The sequence below is a fragment of the uncultured Litoreibacter sp. genome, assembly GCF_947501785.1.
GTDB lineage: Bacteria > Pseudomonadota > Alphaproteobacteria > Rhodobacterales > Rhodobacteraceae > Litoreibacter.
The window spans coordinates 942611-958111 of record NZ_CANMXB010000001.1; the positions used below are offsets into that span (position 1 = coordinate 942611).

A 15501-nucleotide genomic window follows, 5' to 3' on the forward strand; every position below is an offset into this window, starting at 1 on the left:
CCGTTGGGGTGACCATGAGCATATACCCTAAAAAGAAAAACCGGGCAGGCCAATGATGAAGCGTCTCTATGACTGGACGATGTCGCTCTCCGCGCATCCAAATGCGCTATGGGCGCTTGCCTTCGTGGCCTTTATCGAAAGCTCGGTCTTCCCAATCCCTCCTGATTTGCTGATGATCCCGATGATCATCGCGGCCCCGCACCGCGCCTTTCTGATTGCCACGGTATGCCTGTCGGCCTCTGTGCTGGGCGGACTTCTAGGCTACGCGATCGGCGCATTGGCATTTGACTGGCTTGGCCAACCGATACTGGAAGCGCTTGGAAAGGCCGACCGCATTGCCGAATTCAACCAACGTTTCAACGATCTTGGCTTCTGGGCGGTTCTGGTCGCGGGCATCACGCCGTTCCCCTACAAGGTCATCACCATTATGTCGGGTTGGACCGGCATGCCGCTGGGCACATTCATCATCACCTCCATCATCGCGCGCGGCCTTCGCTTTTTCGTCATCGCCGGGCTGCTCTGGAAGTTTGGTGAACCCATACGCGACTTCATAGAACGTCGATTAGGCCTTGTTTTCACGGTCTTTCTGGCATTGCTAATCGGCGGTTTCCTTCTGGTGAGATACATATGACCACGACCCGCCTCGCCCTGATTGCAGCTGCAGGCTCAGCCCTCCTTCTCGGCGGTGCTTTCCTGTTCCAACTCGCAGGCTACCCGCCCTGCAAAATGTGCCTCTGGCAACGCTGGCCGCATGCCGCGGCAATCCTCATCGGTTTGCTCTTCATAGCGCTCAAGACCCGCGCCCTGCTCTGGCTGGGCGCAATTGCCGCACTCGCAACCTCTGCCGTAGGGTTGTTTCACGCAGGTGTCGAACAGCAATGGTGGGAAGGCCCCTCCACCTGCACCTCCGGCTCGACCGAAGGGCTGACGCCTGATGAGCTGCTGGAACGCATCCTCAACGCCCCCCTCGTGCGCTGCGACGAGATCGCATGGCAATTCGCAGGCCTTTCTATGGCCGGTTGGAATGCGGTTTTCTCCCTAATCCTAGCCCTGATCTGGATCGCCGCGGCCCGCAGGTCTAACTAGCTTCTTTCTGCCGGAAATATGCTCAAGGGGGATGCCCGCGTGGCGGGGGAGTGAAACTCCCCCAAAAACGCACAACATCACGCGCGCGGAACGCGCACATTTGCGAAACGGCACGCCCCATTGCACCCCATATGCTGTATGCGCTATATATCAAGACAACAAAATAACGGCCAAAGACAAAGAACGGACTCAACGTGAACGACACGCCGGAAACCCCTGAAAACGAAGAAGAAAACCTGCCTGAACGCATGGAGCATGACGGCCCACAGGTAAACATCTCTGACGAGATGAAAACCTCCTTCATCGAATACGCCATGAGCGTCATCATTTCGCGCGCCATTCCCGACCTGCGCGACGGGCTGAAACCGGTACACCGGCGCATCCTCTACGCGATGCATGAGACCGGAAATACCCACGACAAATCCTACCGCAAATCCGCCCGTCCCGTGGGCGATGTGATGGGCCAGTACCACCCGCATGGCGATAGCGCGATCTACGACGCGCTGGTGCGCATGGCGCAGGATTTCTCCATGTCGCTGCCGCTGCTCGATGGTCAGGGCAATTTCGGCTCGATGGACGGCGATAACCCCGCCGCCATGCGTTATACCGAAGTGCGGATGGACAAACCCGCCGCCTTCCTGCTGAACGATATCGGCAAGGACACGGTCGATTTCCAGGACAATTACGACGGCAAGCAGCAAGAACCCACGGTTTTACCCGCCCGCTTCCCCAACATGCTGGTCAATGGCGCCGGCGGCATCGCGGTTGGCATGGCGACCAACATCCCGCCCCACAATCTGGGGGAGGTGATCGACGCGACGCTGGCATTGATCGAAAGTCCTGACCTGAGCTCGGAAGACCTGATCGAATACGTCCCCGCCCCTGACTTTCCCACGGGCGGCATCATCCTGGGCCGCACCGGCGCGCGAAAAGCCTATACCGAAGGCCGAGGCTCCGTCATCGTGCGCGCCAAAACCCATACAGAGGAAATCCGCAAAGACCGCTGGGCGATCATCATTGACGAGATTCCCTATCAGGTGAACAAGGCCACAATGATCGAACGCATCGCGGAAGCCGCACGCGACAAAAAGATCGAAGGCATTTCCCATGTGCAGGACGAATCCGACCGCGTCGGCGTCCGTGTCGTGGTCGAACTTAAACGCGATGCGACCGCCGAAGTCGTCCTGAACCAGCTATTCCGCTTCACCCCCATGCAGACCTATTTCTCCTGCAACATGCTGGCGCTGAACGGCGGCAAGCCTGAGCAGCTTACCCTGCGCACCTTCCTGACCAACTTCATCGCTTTCCGCGAAGACGTGGTCGCCCGCCGCACTGCATATGAGCTGCGCAAGGCCCGCGAACGGTCCCACATTCTATGTGGCCTCGCCGTCGCGGTCACCAATATTGACGAAGTTGTCGCCACCATCCGCAACTCCGCCGATGCAGCCGAGGCGCGCGAAAAGCTAATGACCCGCGCCTGGCCCGCTGCCGAGATCGCGCAATATATCAAGCTGATCGACGACCCGTCCCACACGGTCAACGAGGACGGCACCTATCATCTGTCCGAAATTCAGGCTCGCGCCATTCTGGAGCTGCGCCTGCAACGTCTGACCCAAATTGGCGTCAAGGAAGTCACGGATGAGCTGGAAGAGCTCGCTGCCAAGATCAAGGAATATCTCGATATTCTACGCTCCCGCGAAAGGATCATGGAGATCATTTCGAACGAGCTGAAGGAAGTCCGCGAACAATTCGCCGTCGATCGCCGCTCGGAAATTGTCGACTGGTCCGGCGATATGGAAGACGAAGATCTGATCGAGAAAGAAGACGTGGTGGTCACCATCACGCAGTCCGGCTGGATCAAACGCACGCCTCTCGCCGACTTCCGTGCGCAGCGTCGTGGCGGCAAGGGCCTGTCAGGCATGGCGACCAAAGAAGACGACGTCGTCACCACGCTCTTCGTGGCCAACACCCATACGCAGCTGCTGTTCTTCACCACAGACGGCATGGCCTACAAGCTGAAAACATGGCGCCTGCCCCAAGGCGGCCGCACCGCCAAAGGCAAGGCCATCGTCAACATCCTGCCGATCCCCACAGGCGTCTCCATCGCCGCAATCATGCCCGTGGACCGGGACGAAGAAGATTGGGGTGATTTGCAAATCGTCTTCGCCACAACCGCAGGCGATGTACGCCGCAATGCGCTCAGTGACTTCACCAACGTCATGCGCAACGGCAAGATCGCAATGAAGCTGCCCGAGGGCGTCGAATTGGTGAACGCCCGCATCGCGGATGAAAATGACGACGTCATGCTCATCACCAACGCGGGCCGCGCCATCCGCTTCCCGTCCACAGACGTGCGGGTGTTTAGCTCCCGCGCCTCCACCGGTGTGCGCGGCGTGAAGCTGAAAGACGACCAGAAGGTCGTTTCCATGTCCGTCATCCGCCACTTCGTGGCCACGCCAGAAGAACGTACCGCCTATCTTAAGATGCGCCGCGCCATGGCGGGCCTCACAGATGAGGATGCAGATGACGAGGCACCAGCCGATCCGAACTTCTCCACCGAACGCTACGCTGAAATGTCCGCCGCCGAGGACCTGATCCTGACTATCACCGCCCAAGGTGCTGGCAAAATCAGCTCCAGCCACGACTACCCGGTGCGGGGTCGCGGCGGCATGGGCGTGCAAGCCATGTCCATGAAAGCGGGCGACATCGTCGCTTCCTTCCCCGTTGAGATGGACGACCAGATCATGCTGGCCACGTCCAAGGGCCAATCCATCCGCTGCCCGGTTGACGGTATCTCCTTCCGCTCCCGCTCCGCTGGCGGCGTGAAGGTGTTTGACACAGGCAAAGGCGAAACCGTCTCTTCTGTTGCGCGCATCGCGGATCAGGGTGAAGAAGAAGACGGCGAAGAGGCCACCGAAGAATGACCGACGGGCTGGCCTTCGCGGGCCGGTTCCTTCTGGCCATTCTGTTGATCCTGGGGGCCTTCCAAAAGCTTGGTGACGCAAGCGGCGCAATGGGGCTGCTCGCCAATTGGGGCCTGCCCGCATTCCTCGTCTACCCCGCCCTAGCCTTCAACGCCGTCGCCGGTGCCGCACTGCTGGCCGGATGGCAAACTCGCCCCATCGCACTGTTGGCCGCCGCCTATTGCGCAGTCACATCCATCTTTCACTATATCCCCGAGGACCCTTGGCAAATGTCCATCTTCGTCAAGAACTGGTCCATCGCGGGTGGCTTTCTGATGCTCGCCGCCTACGGCCCCGGCAGGTATTCCATCGACGCCCACTAACCGCTTCGTTTTGGCAAAAATACTCAATTCCCAAACCTTCCAATCCGAGCCCCGGCCCGCTACATGCACGACATGATCAAAACACTGAACATCATCGGCGGCGGCATGGCCGGGTCAGAGGCCGCGTGGCAAGCCGCCAATATGGGCGTGCAAGTCATCATCCATGAAATGCGCCCCAAGGTTGAAACCTTCGCGCACCGCACCGGCAATCTGGGAGAAATGGTCTGTTCCAACTCCTTCCGCTCCGACGATGACGAGCAGAACGCAGTGGGCCTGCTCCACTGGGAAATGCGCCAAGCTGGCGGGCTGATCATGGCCTCCGCCGACAAACATGCGCTGCCCGCAGGTGGCGCGCTCGCTGTCGACCGTGATCCTTTCGCAGAAACCGTCACGGCGCAGATCAAAGCCCACCCGAACATCACTGTCAGCTATGACGAAATTGCCGACCTACCTGAGGATGGCAACTGGATCGTCGCAACCGGCCCCCTGACCTCCGGCAATCTGGCAGAGGCAATCGCTGCTGAAACTGGCCAAGACGCGCTAGCGTTCTTCGACGCCATTGCACCGATCATGTATTTCGACACCATCAATATGGACAAAGCATGGTTCCAGTCCCGCTACGACAAGGGCGAGACCGAGGAAGACCGCACCGCCTACCTCAACTGCCCGATGGATAAGGACACCTACGAGGCCTTCATCGACGCGCTGCTCGCCGCTGAAAAAACGGAGTTCAAGGACGGCGAAACAGCCAAATACTTCGACGGCTGCCTGCCCATCGAAGTCATGGCCGAACGCGGCCGCGAAACGCTGCGCTACGGGCCCATGAAGCCCGTGGGCCTGACCAACCCACACCAGCCTGACGTCAAGGCCCATGCCATCGTGCAGCTGCGCCGCGACAATGCGCTGGGGACGCTGTTCAACATCGTAGGCTTCCAGACCAAGATGAAATACGGCGCGCAAAAGGAAGTGTTGCGCATGATCCCGGGGCTGGAAGAGGCCGAATTCGCACGGCTCGGCGGCATTCACCGCAATACGTTCATCAACTCCCCCACGCTGCTGGACAACCAGATGCGCCTCAAATCCAAGCCGCATCTGCGCTTTGCAGGCCAAATCACCGGCGTCGAAGGCTACGTTGAATCCGCGGCCATGGGCCTGCTTGCAGGCCGCTTCGCGGCGGCGGAAATCTTGGGCCAAAGCATCGAAAGCCCGGCACCGGAAACCGCTATGGGTGCGCTCGTCACCCACATCACCGGCGGCGCTGAGGCCAAGACCTTTCAGCCCATGAACGTCAATTTCGGCCTTTTTCCGCCCGTGGTGGACGCCAAGACCGGCCGCAAAAACCGTGCCACGCGCTACAAGATGTACACAGATCGCGCCAAAGCAGCCTGGTCACAGTGGCTTGACCAAGCGCGACTGGACGCAGCCTAATTCCTGCGCCACTCTGCCGCCTATGAGCAAAGGTTTTCTTAAGAACACATACGGGCTCGATAGCGTCGAGAAGACGATGGAGCATTACAGCCAATGGTCCGCGTCCTACGATGCCGAAGTGTCCGAAAACGGCTACGCCCTACCCGGCCGCATAGCCAATGCCGTCGCCAGCGTCACAGAAGACAAAGGTGCCCCGGTGCTCGACTTTGGCTGCGGCACGGGCTTGTCTGGTACGGCGCTCAAGCTGATTGGGTTCGAGGTCATCGACGGCATGGATGTCTCGGCCGACATGCTGGCACAAGCGCGGCTTAAAAACGCCTACCGTACGTTGACCCACGCCGACGCAACGCAGCCGCCTCCTTTCCATATCGGCGAATACGGGCTGGTCACAGCCTGCGGCGTCATTGGATCGGGAGCCGCACCGATCAAGGTGCTGGATGATCTGACCACAAAACTGGCATCGGGCAATAGGCTCGCCTTTTCGTTCAATGACAATACATTGGCGGATCCGACGTACCCGGCGCGGGTTCAGCATTATCGTCAAAACGGGTTTGCGTTGATCTTTGAAGAATATGGGGAGCACCTCCCCGGCATTGACTTGAAGTCCACCGTCTATATCATTGAGAAAACGTGACTTTCACCACTCGCTTCGCGCCTTCTCCTACAGGTCCGCTACACCTTGGTCACGCATACTCAGCGATGCTCGCCCATGACATGGCCAAGGAAAGCGGAGGCGCGTTCCTCTTGCGTATCGAAGACATCGACGGATCACGCGCTCGCCCTGATTGGGAGCAGCAGATTTACGATGATCTGGAATGGCTTGGCCTCGACTGGTCCCTTCCGGTCATGCGTCAATCCGACAGGCTGGCGACATATCGTGAGACGATCAATCAACTGTGGTGGGATAAGTTCCTCTACCGCTGCGATTGTAACCGTCGTGACATAGCGCAGGCGGCGTCGGCGCCACAGGAAGGCGCTCCGCTGCTCGGGCCCGACGGCGTGATCTACCCCGGAACCTGTCGAAACGCGGTGCTGGAGCGCGACCATTACCCTATTCCCGCCCCCGATTCCGCGGCGCTAAGGTTGGATATGAGTTCCGTGCCGAACGGCGTCGCCCATGAAGGCATATTCAGCTTCACCGAGACCGGCTTGGGCCCAGACGAAGAAACAGGAAAAATCGAATTCGATATGTCCGAAGTGTCCCGCGAAATAGGTGACATCGTCCTCGCCCGCAAAGACATGGGTACGTCCTACCACCTCTCGGTGGTTCTCGACGACGCGGCGCAAGGCATCACGCATGTCATCCGCGGCCAGGATCTGTTCGAGGCCACCAAAATCCACGTCATCCTGCAGCGCCTTTTGGGCCTGCCGACGCCTACCTATCATCACCACGAACTCATCCGCGACGAGCAGGGCAAACGACTTGCCAAGCGCGACGACGCGCGCGCGATCGCAAAATACCGCGCGGACGGCTTCTCACCTTCAGATATCCGCAAAATGGTCGGCCTGCCCGGCTAAGCGCCCGGCCCCATCGCTATGTGATCAAAATAGTCTGACTCCGTCAGTCCGCCAAAGGCGCCATCAGTTCCACCTCGTCGCCGGACATGACAGAGGTGTAAAAACACACCCGTCGGTTGGTGTGGCACGCGGCCCCTGTCTGGCGCACTATCGCCAACAGGCAATCCCGGTCGCAATCCAACCGCAAATCCACCAATTCCTGCGTGTGGCCTGATGTCTCCCCCTTGATCCAAAACGCCTGCCGGGAACGCGACCAATAGGTCACCCGCCCGGTCTCTAGCGTCTTCGTCACGGCATCCGCGTTCATCCACGCCATCATCAGCACTTCACCGGTGCCTTCAGCTTGCGCGATGCACGGCACCAACCCCGCCTCGTTGTATTTCAGTGTCGCAGGGTCAAAGCGCATGACGTTTCCTTTTGCATCTGCCGTGTGCCGCCTTATCTATGTCCCATGACCCTGCAAGGACAAGCGGCATGAGCACTGACGGCGACCTTATCAAACTCTATTCTGGCCAGATCCTTGCACTGGCGGCAGATATCCCGCATCTCGACCGGCTCGACGCGCCCGATGCAACGGTCAAGAAACGATCGCCGCTCTGTGGGTCTACCGTGACCGTCGACATCACGATGAAGGACGGCAAGATCGACAGCTTCGGCCAGGACGTCAAAGCCTGCGCGCTTGGTCAGGCGGCGGCATCTGTCGTCGGCGCCCAAGCTGTTGGGCGCACACCCCAGGAAATTGAAACCGCCCGAGATCAGTTGAAAGCCATGCTGAAGCAGGGCGGTCCGGAACCCGATGCACCTTTTGACGGGCTCAAAGTCCTATTGCCCGCGCGCGATTACAAAAACCGACACGCCTCTATCATGCTGACGCTCGACGCCCTGGTCGAGGCCACCTCCGCATAAAAAAACCGCCGCGCTCCGGGACAGGAGGCGGCGGCAGTCGGCTTGTCTGGAATGGTCTGATACGCTGGAGACCGGCGGGAAAGAGGCAAAACCGGTCCGTACAAGTTGGGGACAAGGGCGTATCAGGTGGTTGATCCATCACGGGACAGAGACGGACAACCCTTCCAAGGGCATCAGACAGCAGGCAGTTATCCGAGTTACATTAATTGCGGCAGATACAAGGTCACGGTCATCATCACGCCGATCGCAGCAATTCCAGCGGCATCCTGCATCAGCGTGGCGCGCGAGTTGGACAGTATCTTTTTCACATCTGCGATCATGGGCGGTGACCTCCTCAAGTCTTGTTCTTTTTGTTGTCACTTTGTTCTCATTTTCGTTAACCGAAGTAAAGAACTTTTTGAGAACATTTGCGAACAAAATGTTCCTCTGGCGACGAAAGCATCGCTAACCAACTGAAATCAAACGGATCGCCCGCTCTTGCTCCATCAGCCAAAGAAGAACGCGCGCCGCCTGCCCGCGCGGACTGGTTAACGAAGGGTCAGTCGTCAATAGCGCCCGCGCATCACTTTGCGCCACAGCCATCAACGCGGTTTGCGTCTCCAGATTGGCAATACGAAAGCGTGGCAGTCCTGATTGCGCGGTCCCGATCAAATCCCCTGCCCCGCGCATTTCCAGATCTTCCTCCGAGATACGGAACCCGTCCTCCGTCTCGCGCAAAATGTTCAGCCGCCGCTTCGCGGTCTCGCTCAACGGGTCCTGGAACATCAGCAAACAGGTCGAGGCGCCATCACCCCGTCCAACACGCCCCCGCAATTGGTGCAGCTGTGCCAGGCCGAACCCCTCAGCGCGTTCGATCACCATGATCGTGGCGTTGGGCACGTTTACCCCCACCTCGATCACAGTGGTGGCCACCAGCACTTTGGTCTCTCCCGAGACGAACTTTGCCATGGCGGCGTCCTTGTCGGCGGGCGGCATTTGCCCATGCACCAAACCAACCACACCGTCGCCCAATGCCGCGCGCAGGCGTTTGAACCGTTCCTCTGCTGCCGTCTTGTCGGATACCTCGCTTTCCTCAACCAGCGGGCAAACCCAATAGGCCTGCCTTCTCTCGTCGATGGCATTGCGGAGCTTGCCCACCACTTCGTCCATGCGATTGGTGGAGACCGTAGCCGTCGTCACCGGCTTCCGTCCGGGCGGTTTTTCATCCAACACCGACACATCCATGTCGCCATATTGTGCCAAAGCCAGCGAGCGTGGGATTGGCGTTGCTGTCATCACCAATACGTCGACCGACGTCCCCTTGGCGCCAAGCTCCATGCGCTGCGACACGCCAAAGCGGTGCTGTTCATCCACGACGGCCAGCCGCAAATCCTTGAAAAACACGTCCTTCTGGAACACCGCGTGGGTGCCCACCAGCACATGGATGTCGCCTGCGGCCAAGGCCTCCAGCTTCGCGCGCCGTTCCGCCCCTTTGTCCCGGCCCGTCAACAACGCAATCACGATGCCCGCGTCTTCGGCCAATGGCTCAAGGCTCTCCATATGCTGGCGCGCCAAAATCTCGGTTGGGGCCATCAGCACGCCCTGCCCGCCGGCCTCCACCACCGTCAGCAGCGCCATCAAGGCCACCAAGGTTTTGCCCGAGCCGACATCGCCTTGCAGCAGCCGGTTCATCCTTGTCTTCGTGCCCAAATCATCCGCAATCTCGGCAATCGCCCGTGTCTGCGCGCCGGTCGGTGTGTAGGGAAATGCCGCCAAGACCTTCGATTGCAATTTCCCGGTGGCCACGCTGGCAATGCCCGGCTTCGCCCGCACCGAGGCCCGCGCCAATGACAGCGTCAGTTGATGGGCAAACATCTCGTCATAGGCCAGCCTTTCCCGCACCGGAGCCGTCGGAGCCATGTCTTTCAAGCTGGTCGGCGCATGCGCCCCATGAATGGCGTCCCGAAACGCGGGCCACTTCGCCTGTTTGATTTGCGAGGGATCAATCCATTCGTCAAATTCCGGCACCATCGCCAGAGCCGCCCGCGCCGCACGGTACATCACCTTCTGCGAGATGCCTTGGGTCAACGGATACACCGGCTCAAATTCCGGAATGCTGTCCCCGTCGCTCACGGGCACCATATGATCTGGATGCACCATCTGCGCCATGTTGTCGAACATTTCAACTTTGCCTGAGATCACCCGCCGTTGCCCCGTAGGCAATTGTTTTTGCAGGTAATCCCCGCGGGCGTGAAAGAACACCAACCGAAATTCGGTCTGGGCGTCACGCACATGCACATGGTAGGGCCGACCCTTTTGGCGGGCGGGCACATGCATTCCGATCTCAACCTCGACCGTCACTGTACCAGGCAAGATCGCGTCCCTGATTGATGCTTTGCGTGCCCGGTCAATCCCCGAGCCCGGCAACGTCAACAACAGGTCCTTGGGTTTTTCGATATGCAGCTGCTCGAACAGCGTTGCGGTCTTGGGGCCCACACCATCCAGCTTAGTCAAATCCGCAAAAAGCGGGAATAGGATTTCGGGGCGGCCGGACACCTAAGCAGCCCCGATCAGCGCCAGCCAGCCGTTTTCATCCATCGTTTCAATACCCAGGTCAGCCGCCTTCTTGGCCTTGGAACCTGCCCCCGGCCCTGCCACCAGAATGTCGGTCTTGGCAGACACGGAGCCAGAAACCTTCGCGCCCAGACTTTCCGCCCGTGCTTTAGCTTCAGCGCGGGTCATCCTTTCCAACGTGCCGGTGAAGACCACGGTTTTACCGGCCACCGGGCTGCTGGACGTATCCCGCCTGGGCATGTCGAGCACATCCAACTGCGTAATCAGCCGATCGATTGAGGCGCGCTCTGCCCCTTGAGCAAAGGCCAAAACGACCGAAGACGCCATAACTTTGCCAACCCCATCGATCCCATTGAGCTCTTCCCACGCTGCACTTTCAGGGTCCGCCGCCTCGATCATCGAGGCTTCCAAAATGGACCAGCTGGTGTAGTGATTGGCCAGCAGGTTGGACGCGCTTTCGCCAACATGGCGCAATCCGAGAGCAAACAACACGCGGTTCACCGGAATTTTGCGTTTCTCGTCAATGGCATCAAACAGGTTGCCTGCCGATTTGTCGCCCCACCCGTCACGGTTCTTCAGCTTGGCCAATTGCGCCGCGTCACGCTCCTTGAGGGTAAAAATATCGGCGGGCTCTTTGATGGGCAGTTGATCATCATGATAAAACGCTTCGACCTGCTTTGCCCCCAACCCTTCGATGTCAAAGGCCCCGCGGCTGACGAAATGCTTCAGCTTTTCAACAGCCTGCGCCGGACAGATAAGCCCGCCGCTGCACCGCCGAACCGCATCGCCTTCCTCACGCACCGCGTCGGACTGGCATTCAGGACAAAGTGTGGGGAACACATACGGCGTCGCGCCATTTGCCCGCTTGCTCAAATCTACATCCGCCACTTTCGGGATCACGTCGCCTGCGCGATACACCTGAACCCAGTCTCCTTCGCGGATGTCCTTGCCATCCCGGATCGGGTTGCCCTTGGCATCGCGCCCCGCGATGTAGTCTTCGTTGTGCAGCGTGGCGTTGGACACGACCACACCCCCAACAGTCACCGGCTGCAGGCGCGCCACGGGCGACAATGCCCCTGTCCGGCCCACCTGAATCTCAATTGCTTCGAGGCGGGTCCAGGCCAGTTCTGCGGCAAATTTATGCGCAATCGCCCAGCGCGGCGTGGTTGACCGAAAGCCCAAACGGCCCTGCAACGTAAGGTCATTTACCTTATAGACCACACCGTCGATGTCGTACCCCAAGGTCGCGCGCTGCGCGTCAATGCTTTGGTAATGCGCAATCAGCGCGTCCGGCCCGTCGCATAACTGCGTCAGCGGATTGGTCTGAAATCCCAATTCCGCCAACCGTTCAATCGCGCCCATCTGAGTCTCTGCCAACGGTGCGCTAAGCGCGCCCCAAGCGTAAGCAAAAAACTCCAACGGCCGCGATTTCGTAATCTCCGCATCCAGCTGCCGCAGCGAGCCAGCCGCCGCATTGCGCGGGTTGGCGAATGCCTTGCCCCCACGCGCCTCTTGCCTCGTGTTCAACGCCGCAAAATCGGCATGCGACATATACACCTCGCCGCGCACCTCCAGCACATCCGGCGCGCCGTTCAGCTTTTGGGGGATGTTGCCAATCATCCGCGCATTGGCGGTGACGTTCTCCCCCACCGCCCCGTCCCCGCGCGTGGCCGCATAGACCAGATTGCCGCCCTCATAGCGCAACGACAAGGACAACCCGTCAATTTTGGGCTCGGCCGTATATTGCAGTGCCGCGTCCTCGCGCAGCCCAAGGTATTTGCGAATGCGCCCATCAAATTCGGCAACATCACCGTCTTCAAACGCGTTGCCCAACGACAGCATTCGCACTTCATGGGTGATCTTGGAGAACCCTTCGGCCAACGGCCCACCCACTTGATCAGACGGGCTGTCGTCGCGCTTCAGCTCTGGAAAACGCGCTTCAATATCGGCGTTACGACGTTTGAGCGCGTCATAGTCTGCATCAGCCAAGTCCGGCGCGTCCTGCGTATGGTAGGCACGATTTGCGCCTGCCAATTCCTCCGCCAAACGGGCCAGTTCCATGCGCGCCTCGGACATATCGAGCGCGCCAACATCTTTTGATCTCAGTTCGGACATGACCCCTCGGCGATTTCAGGCACAGGTCCATCCCGAGCCTTTGCAATCAATCTTGCCATCCAGTGATAAAAGCGTGCAGGCGGGGCGTCCACCACAAGATGGCGGCCATGCGTTTCTAACCCGCACCAATGCGGTCACGCCAAATGACACCGCGCCCCGCGACATGTCGGTGTCACGGGGCGCGCAGGCCATTCTTGGGGGGAAATAGGTGGTTCAGATTACGCGCCGATGGCCAACCGCGCGTCGCCAGTGTCTTCTGCCGGTTGAGGATCGCGCAGCACGTAGCCCCGCCCCCATACCGTTTCGATGTGGCTTTCTCCGTCGTTGGCATTGGCCAGCTTCTTGCGCAGTTTGCAGATGAAGACGTCAATGATCTTCAACTCCGGTTCATCCATGCCGCCATAAAGATGGTTCAGGAACATCTCCTTGGTCAGCGTCGTGCCCTTGCGCAGCGACAGCAACTCGAGCATCTGGTACTCTTTTCCCGTCAGGTGCACAGCCTTGTTGTCCACGTCGACAGTTTTAGCGTCCAGGTTCACAGCAATGCTGCCCGTTTTGATAATCGATTGCGAATGCCCTTTGGACCGGCGGATGATCGCATGGATGCGCGCCACCAGCTCTTCGCGGTGAAATGGCTTGGTAAGGTAGTCGTCGGCCCCAAAGCCAAAGCCCTTCAGCTTGCTTTCGGTGTCATCCGCGCCAGTCAGAATCAGAATCGGGGTTTCGATCCGGCTCAGCCGCAATTGCCGCAGCACTTCATGCCCCGTCATGTCAGGTAAATTCAGGTCGAGCAGGATCAGGTCGTAATCATACAGCTTCGCGAGATCGATCCCTTCTTCACCAAGGTCGGTCGTGTACACGTTTAAATTCGCGTGGGTTAGCATCATCGAAATGGATTTTGCTGTCGTTGGATCGTCTTCGACTAGAAGAACGCGCATTGGACTATCTCCGATAGGTCCCCTCAAAACACTCAATCTTAATAATCATCTATAAAGGTTAATCTAAGGTTACTAACAATTTTGGCCGCTAAGTTTTTGATCTGAGTGACGAAATTTCTGAAGAGCTGTCGTTTTCAATGCGCCTTCGCCAAATTCAGCGACTGCGCTGCGCCAGCTGTCCAGTTCTTCCTCAGACAATCCATAGGTAGCGCAGGCCTCTGACTTTTCCAACAGGCCAGCGTCCACCGCCTTCACCACTGCGGCCTTTCGGCTGGCAACCCAGCGGGTCGTATTGGCGTTTGGCAGATCCGCGCGCGTCATGGTGGATCCATCCGCTAGCGTCACCAATCGCGGGCCGTGTGGGCGTTTAATATACATTTCAGGGCTTTCATCTTACCTCGTGCGGCCCCACATGCCATCAAGACCCTTAAAGACCGGTGAAGCCTGCGCTTGAAGACCTGTAAGAATTTCCTATATTTCGCGCGACTTTCCACGACACAACCAATGCAAGGCGCAGATCATGGCCCTCGACTGGACCGACGGACAACTCAATTCGCTGGGCTTTGCCAAGCCCCCGGCAGATACCCGCGTGGTCGTGGCCATGTCTGGCGGCGTTGACAGCTCGGTCGTGGCGGCGATGCTGGCCGAGGAAGGCTATGATGTGGTCGGTGTCACATTGCAGCTTTATGACCACGGCGCCGCCTTGGCCAAGAAGGGCGCATGTTGCGCCGGTCGCGACATCCATGACGCGCGTCGGGTGGCCGAAGAAATGGGCTTCCCGCATTACGTGCTGGATTATGAGAACGTCTTCAAGGACGCTGTAATCGACGAATTCGCGGACAGCTACCTGGCCGGTGCAACACCCGTCCCCTGTATCCGCTGCAATGAGCGGGTGAAGTTCAAGGACCTGCTGGAAACCGCCAAGGACCTTGACGCCGATTGCATGGCGACGGGCCATTACATCCAACGCAAGATGGGCGACAGCAAAGCCGAGCTTCATTCGGCGGCCGACGCAAACCGTGATCAAAGCTATTTTTTGTTCTCGACCACGCCCGCGCAACTGGACTACCTGCGATTCCCGCTGGGCCACCTGCCGTCCAAGGCCGAGACCCGCGCGCTTGCGGCAAAATATGGGCTCAGCGTGGCGGACAAGCCCGACAGTCAGGACATCTGCTTTGTGCCCAACGGCAACTACGCCTCGGTCATTGAAAAGCTGCGCCCGGACGCCGCGGACCCGGGCGATATCGTCGACATGGACGGTAACGTGATGGCGCAGCATGCCGGCGTCATCCACTACACGATCGGCCAAAGGCGCGGCCTTGGCATCGGCGGGCTGGAAACGCCGCTTTACGTGGTCAAGCTGGATGTGGACAAGAAACACGTCATCGTCGGCCCGAAAGAGGCATTGGCGACCCGCACGGTGCCAGTGCGCGAAATCAACTGGTTGGGGGACGCCCCCTTTGACAGCCAAGCAGAGTGGCACGTCAATGTGCGCGTCCGGTCCACCAAGCCGCCCATGCCTGCTGTCATCCGCCCGCTTTCAGCGACGGAAGCAACGGTCGAACTGCTGACACCTGAGGAAGGCGTCTCCCCCGGGCAGGCTTGCGTGTTCTATGAAGACGGCACCACCCGCATTCTCGGCGGCGGCTGGATCTGGCGCGGCGCGTAGCT

15 protein-coding genes are annotated in these 15501 nt (G+C 59.2%); 9 read left to right on the plus strand and 6 right to left on the minus strand.

The window, feature by feature from the left end:
* Nucleotides 1-52 precede the first annotated feature (52 nt).
* The 7 genes from Q0899_RS04580 (at nucleotide 53) to gluQRS (ending at nucleotide 7318) form a co-directional block, all read left to right on the plus strand.
* Nucleotides 53-631, plus strand: coding sequence for a YqaA family protein (locus tag Q0899_RS04580; RefSeq protein ID WP_298291025.1), 579 nt, complete (start codon nucleotides 53-55; stop codon nucleotides 629-631).
* Entirely contained in the window at nucleotides 628-1086 is a 459-nt protein-coding gene (locus Q0899_RS04585) for a disulfide bond formation protein B (protein WP_299191225.1), read from the plus strand. Before Q0899_RS04580 ends, Q0899_RS04585 begins: the two co-directional genes overlap by 4 nt.
* Before the next feature lie 194 nt (nucleotides 1087-1280).
* Nucleotides 1281-4010 (plus strand): DNA gyrase subunit A, encoded by a 2730-nt coding sequence (gene gyrA, locus Q0899_RS04590; protein WP_298291020.1) that lies wholly within the window; start codon nucleotides 1281-1283, stop codon nucleotides 4008-4010.
* On the plus strand, nucleotides 4007-4372 hold the full coding sequence (locus Q0899_RS04595) for a DoxX family protein (RefSeq protein WP_299191226.1): 366 nt from the start codon (nucleotides 4007-4009) through the stop codon (nucleotides 4370-4372). The genes gyrA and Q0899_RS04595 overlap by 4 nt, the downstream gene beginning before the upstream one ends.
* Nucleotides 4373-4444: 72 nt before the next feature.
* Nucleotides 4445-5800 (plus strand): methylenetetrahydrofolate--tRNA-(uracil(54)-C(5))-methyltransferase (FADH(2)-oxidizing) TrmFO, encoded by a 1356-nt coding sequence (gene trmFO, locus Q0899_RS04600; RefSeq protein WP_299195227.1) that lies wholly within the window; start codon nucleotides 4445-4447, stop codon nucleotides 5798-5800.
* Between the two features lie 22 nt (nucleotides 5801-5822).
* Nucleotides 5823-6434, plus strand: coding sequence for a methyltransferase domain-containing protein (locus Q0899_RS04605; RefSeq protein ID WP_299191227.1), 612 nt, complete (start codon nucleotides 5823-5825; stop codon nucleotides 6432-6434).
* The gene (gluQRS, locus tag Q0899_RS04610; protein WP_299191228.1) at nucleotides 6431-7318 is read left to right on the plus strand and encodes a tRNA glutamyl-Q(34) synthetase GluQRS; all 888 of its coding nucleotides are present in this window, start codon (nucleotides 6431-6433) and stop codon (nucleotides 7316-7318) included. Before Q0899_RS04605 ends, gluQRS begins: the two co-directional genes overlap by 4 nt.
* Before the next feature lie 43 nt (nucleotides 7319-7361).
* On the opposite strand, the gene hisI is transcribed toward gluQRS, so the two are convergent.
* Entirely contained in the window at nucleotides 7362-7724 is a 363-nt protein-coding gene (hisI, locus tag Q0899_RS04615) for a phosphoribosyl-AMP cyclohydrolase (RefSeq protein ID WP_298357484.1), read from the minus strand.
* Nucleotides 7725-7792: 68 nt separating this feature from the next.
* On the opposite strand from hisI, the gene Q0899_RS04620 reads away from it, so the two are divergent.
* Nucleotides 7793-8224, plus strand: coding sequence for an iron-sulfur cluster assembly scaffold protein (locus Q0899_RS04620; protein ID WP_299191229.1), 432 nt, complete (start codon nucleotides 7793-7795; stop codon nucleotides 8222-8224).
* A gap of 197 nt (nucleotides 8225-8421) precedes the next feature.
* Here Q0899_RS04620 and Q0899_RS04625 read toward each other — a convergent pair whose 3' ends face one another.
* The 5 genes from Q0899_RS04625 to Q0899_RS04645 all read right to left on the minus strand — a co-directional run bounded on the left by Q0899_RS04625 (nucleotide 8422) and on the right by Q0899_RS04645 (nucleotide 14208).
* Nucleotides 8422-8544, minus strand: a complete 123-nt coding sequence (locus Q0899_RS04625; RefSeq protein WP_298290998.1) for a hypothetical protein — start codon at nucleotides 8542-8544, stop codon at nucleotides 8422-8424.
* A 124-nt stretch (nucleotides 8545-8668) separates the two neighbouring features.
* On the minus strand, nucleotides 8669-10759 hold the full coding sequence (gene recG / locus Q0899_RS04630; RefSeq protein ID WP_299191230.1) for an ATP-dependent DNA helicase RecG: 2091 nt from the start codon (nucleotides 10757-10759) through the stop codon (nucleotides 8669-8671).
* A complete protein-coding gene (gene ligA, locus Q0899_RS04635; RefSeq protein ID WP_299191231.1) occupies nucleotides 10760-12892 on the minus strand; it encodes an NAD-dependent DNA ligase LigA in 2133 nt (710 codons plus the stop codon). It abuts the gene before it with no gap.
* 218 nt (nucleotides 12893-13110) lie between these two features.
* On the minus strand, nucleotides 13111-13830 hold the full coding sequence (ctrA, locus tag Q0899_RS04640; protein ID WP_298357475.1) for a response regulator transcription factor CtrA: 720 nt from the start codon (nucleotides 13828-13830) through the stop codon (nucleotides 13111-13113).
* 72 nt (nucleotides 13831-13902) lie between these two features.
* Nucleotides 13903-14208: a DUF1153 domain-containing protein gene (locus Q0899_RS04645; protein ID WP_298290983.1), complete on the minus strand. Its 306-nt coding sequence runs from the start codon at nucleotides 14206-14208 to the stop codon at nucleotides 13903-13905.
* A gap of 142 nt (nucleotides 14209-14350) precedes the next feature.
* Between Q0899_RS04645 and mnmA the strand changes: the two genes are divergently transcribed.
* Nucleotides 14351-15499 (plus strand): tRNA 2-thiouridine(34) synthase MnmA, encoded by a 1149-nt coding sequence (gene mnmA, locus Q0899_RS04650; RefSeq protein ID WP_299191232.1) that lies wholly within the window; start codon nucleotides 14351-14353, stop codon nucleotides 15497-15499.
* Nucleotides 15500-15501 lie beyond the last annotated feature (2 nt).

What these genes read in the sequence shown, in the direction of transcription:
- Q0899_RS04580 (WP_298291025.1), top strand. Translation starts at nt 53, where the DNA reads ATGATGAAGCGTCTCTATGACTGGACGATGTCGCTCTCCGCGCATCCA.
- Q0899_RS04585 (WP_299191225.1), top strand. Translation starts at nt 628, where the DNA reads ATGACCACGACCCGCCTCGCCCTGATTGCAGCTGCAGGCTCAGCCCTC.
- Q0899_RS04595 (WP_299191226.1), top strand. Translation starts at nt 4,007, where the DNA reads ATGACCGACGGGCTGGCCTTCGCGGGCCGGTTCCTTCTGGCCATTCTG.
- trmFO (WP_299195227.1), top strand. Translation starts at nt 4,445, where the DNA reads ATGATCAAAACACTGAACATCATCGGCGGCGGCATGGCCGGGTCAGAG.
- Q0899_RS04605 (WP_299191227.1), top strand. Translation starts at nt 5,823, where the DNA reads ATGAGCAAAGGTTTTCTTAAGAACACATACGGGCTCGATAGCGTCGAG.
- hisI (WP_298357484.1), bottom strand. Translation starts at nt 7,724, where the DNA reads ATGCGCTTTGACCCTGCGACACTGAAATACAACGAGGCGGGGTTGGTG.
- Q0899_RS04620 (WP_299191229.1), top strand. Translation starts at nt 7,793, where the DNA reads ATGAGCACTGACGGCGACCTTATCAAACTCTATTCTGGCCAGATCCTT.
- Q0899_RS04625 (WP_298290998.1), bottom strand. Translation starts at nt 8,544, where the DNA reads ATGATCGCAGATGTGAAAAAGATACTGTCCAACTCGCGCGCCACGCTG.
- ligA (WP_299191231.1), bottom strand. Translation starts at nt 12,892, where the DNA reads ATGTCCGAACTGAGATCAAAAGATGTTGGCGCGCTCGATATGTCCGAG.
- ctrA (WP_298357475.1), bottom strand. Translation starts at nt 13,830, where the DNA reads ATGCGCGTTCTTCTAGTCGAAGACGATCCAACGACAGCAAAATCCATT.
- Q0899_RS04645 (WP_298290983.1), bottom strand. Translation starts at nt 14,208, where the DNA reads ATGTATATTAAACGCCCACACGGCCCGCGATTGGTGACGCTAGCGGAT.
- mnmA (WP_299191232.1), top strand. Translation starts at nt 14,351, where the DNA reads ATGGCCCTCGACTGGACCGACGGACAACTCAATTCGCTGGGCTTTGCC.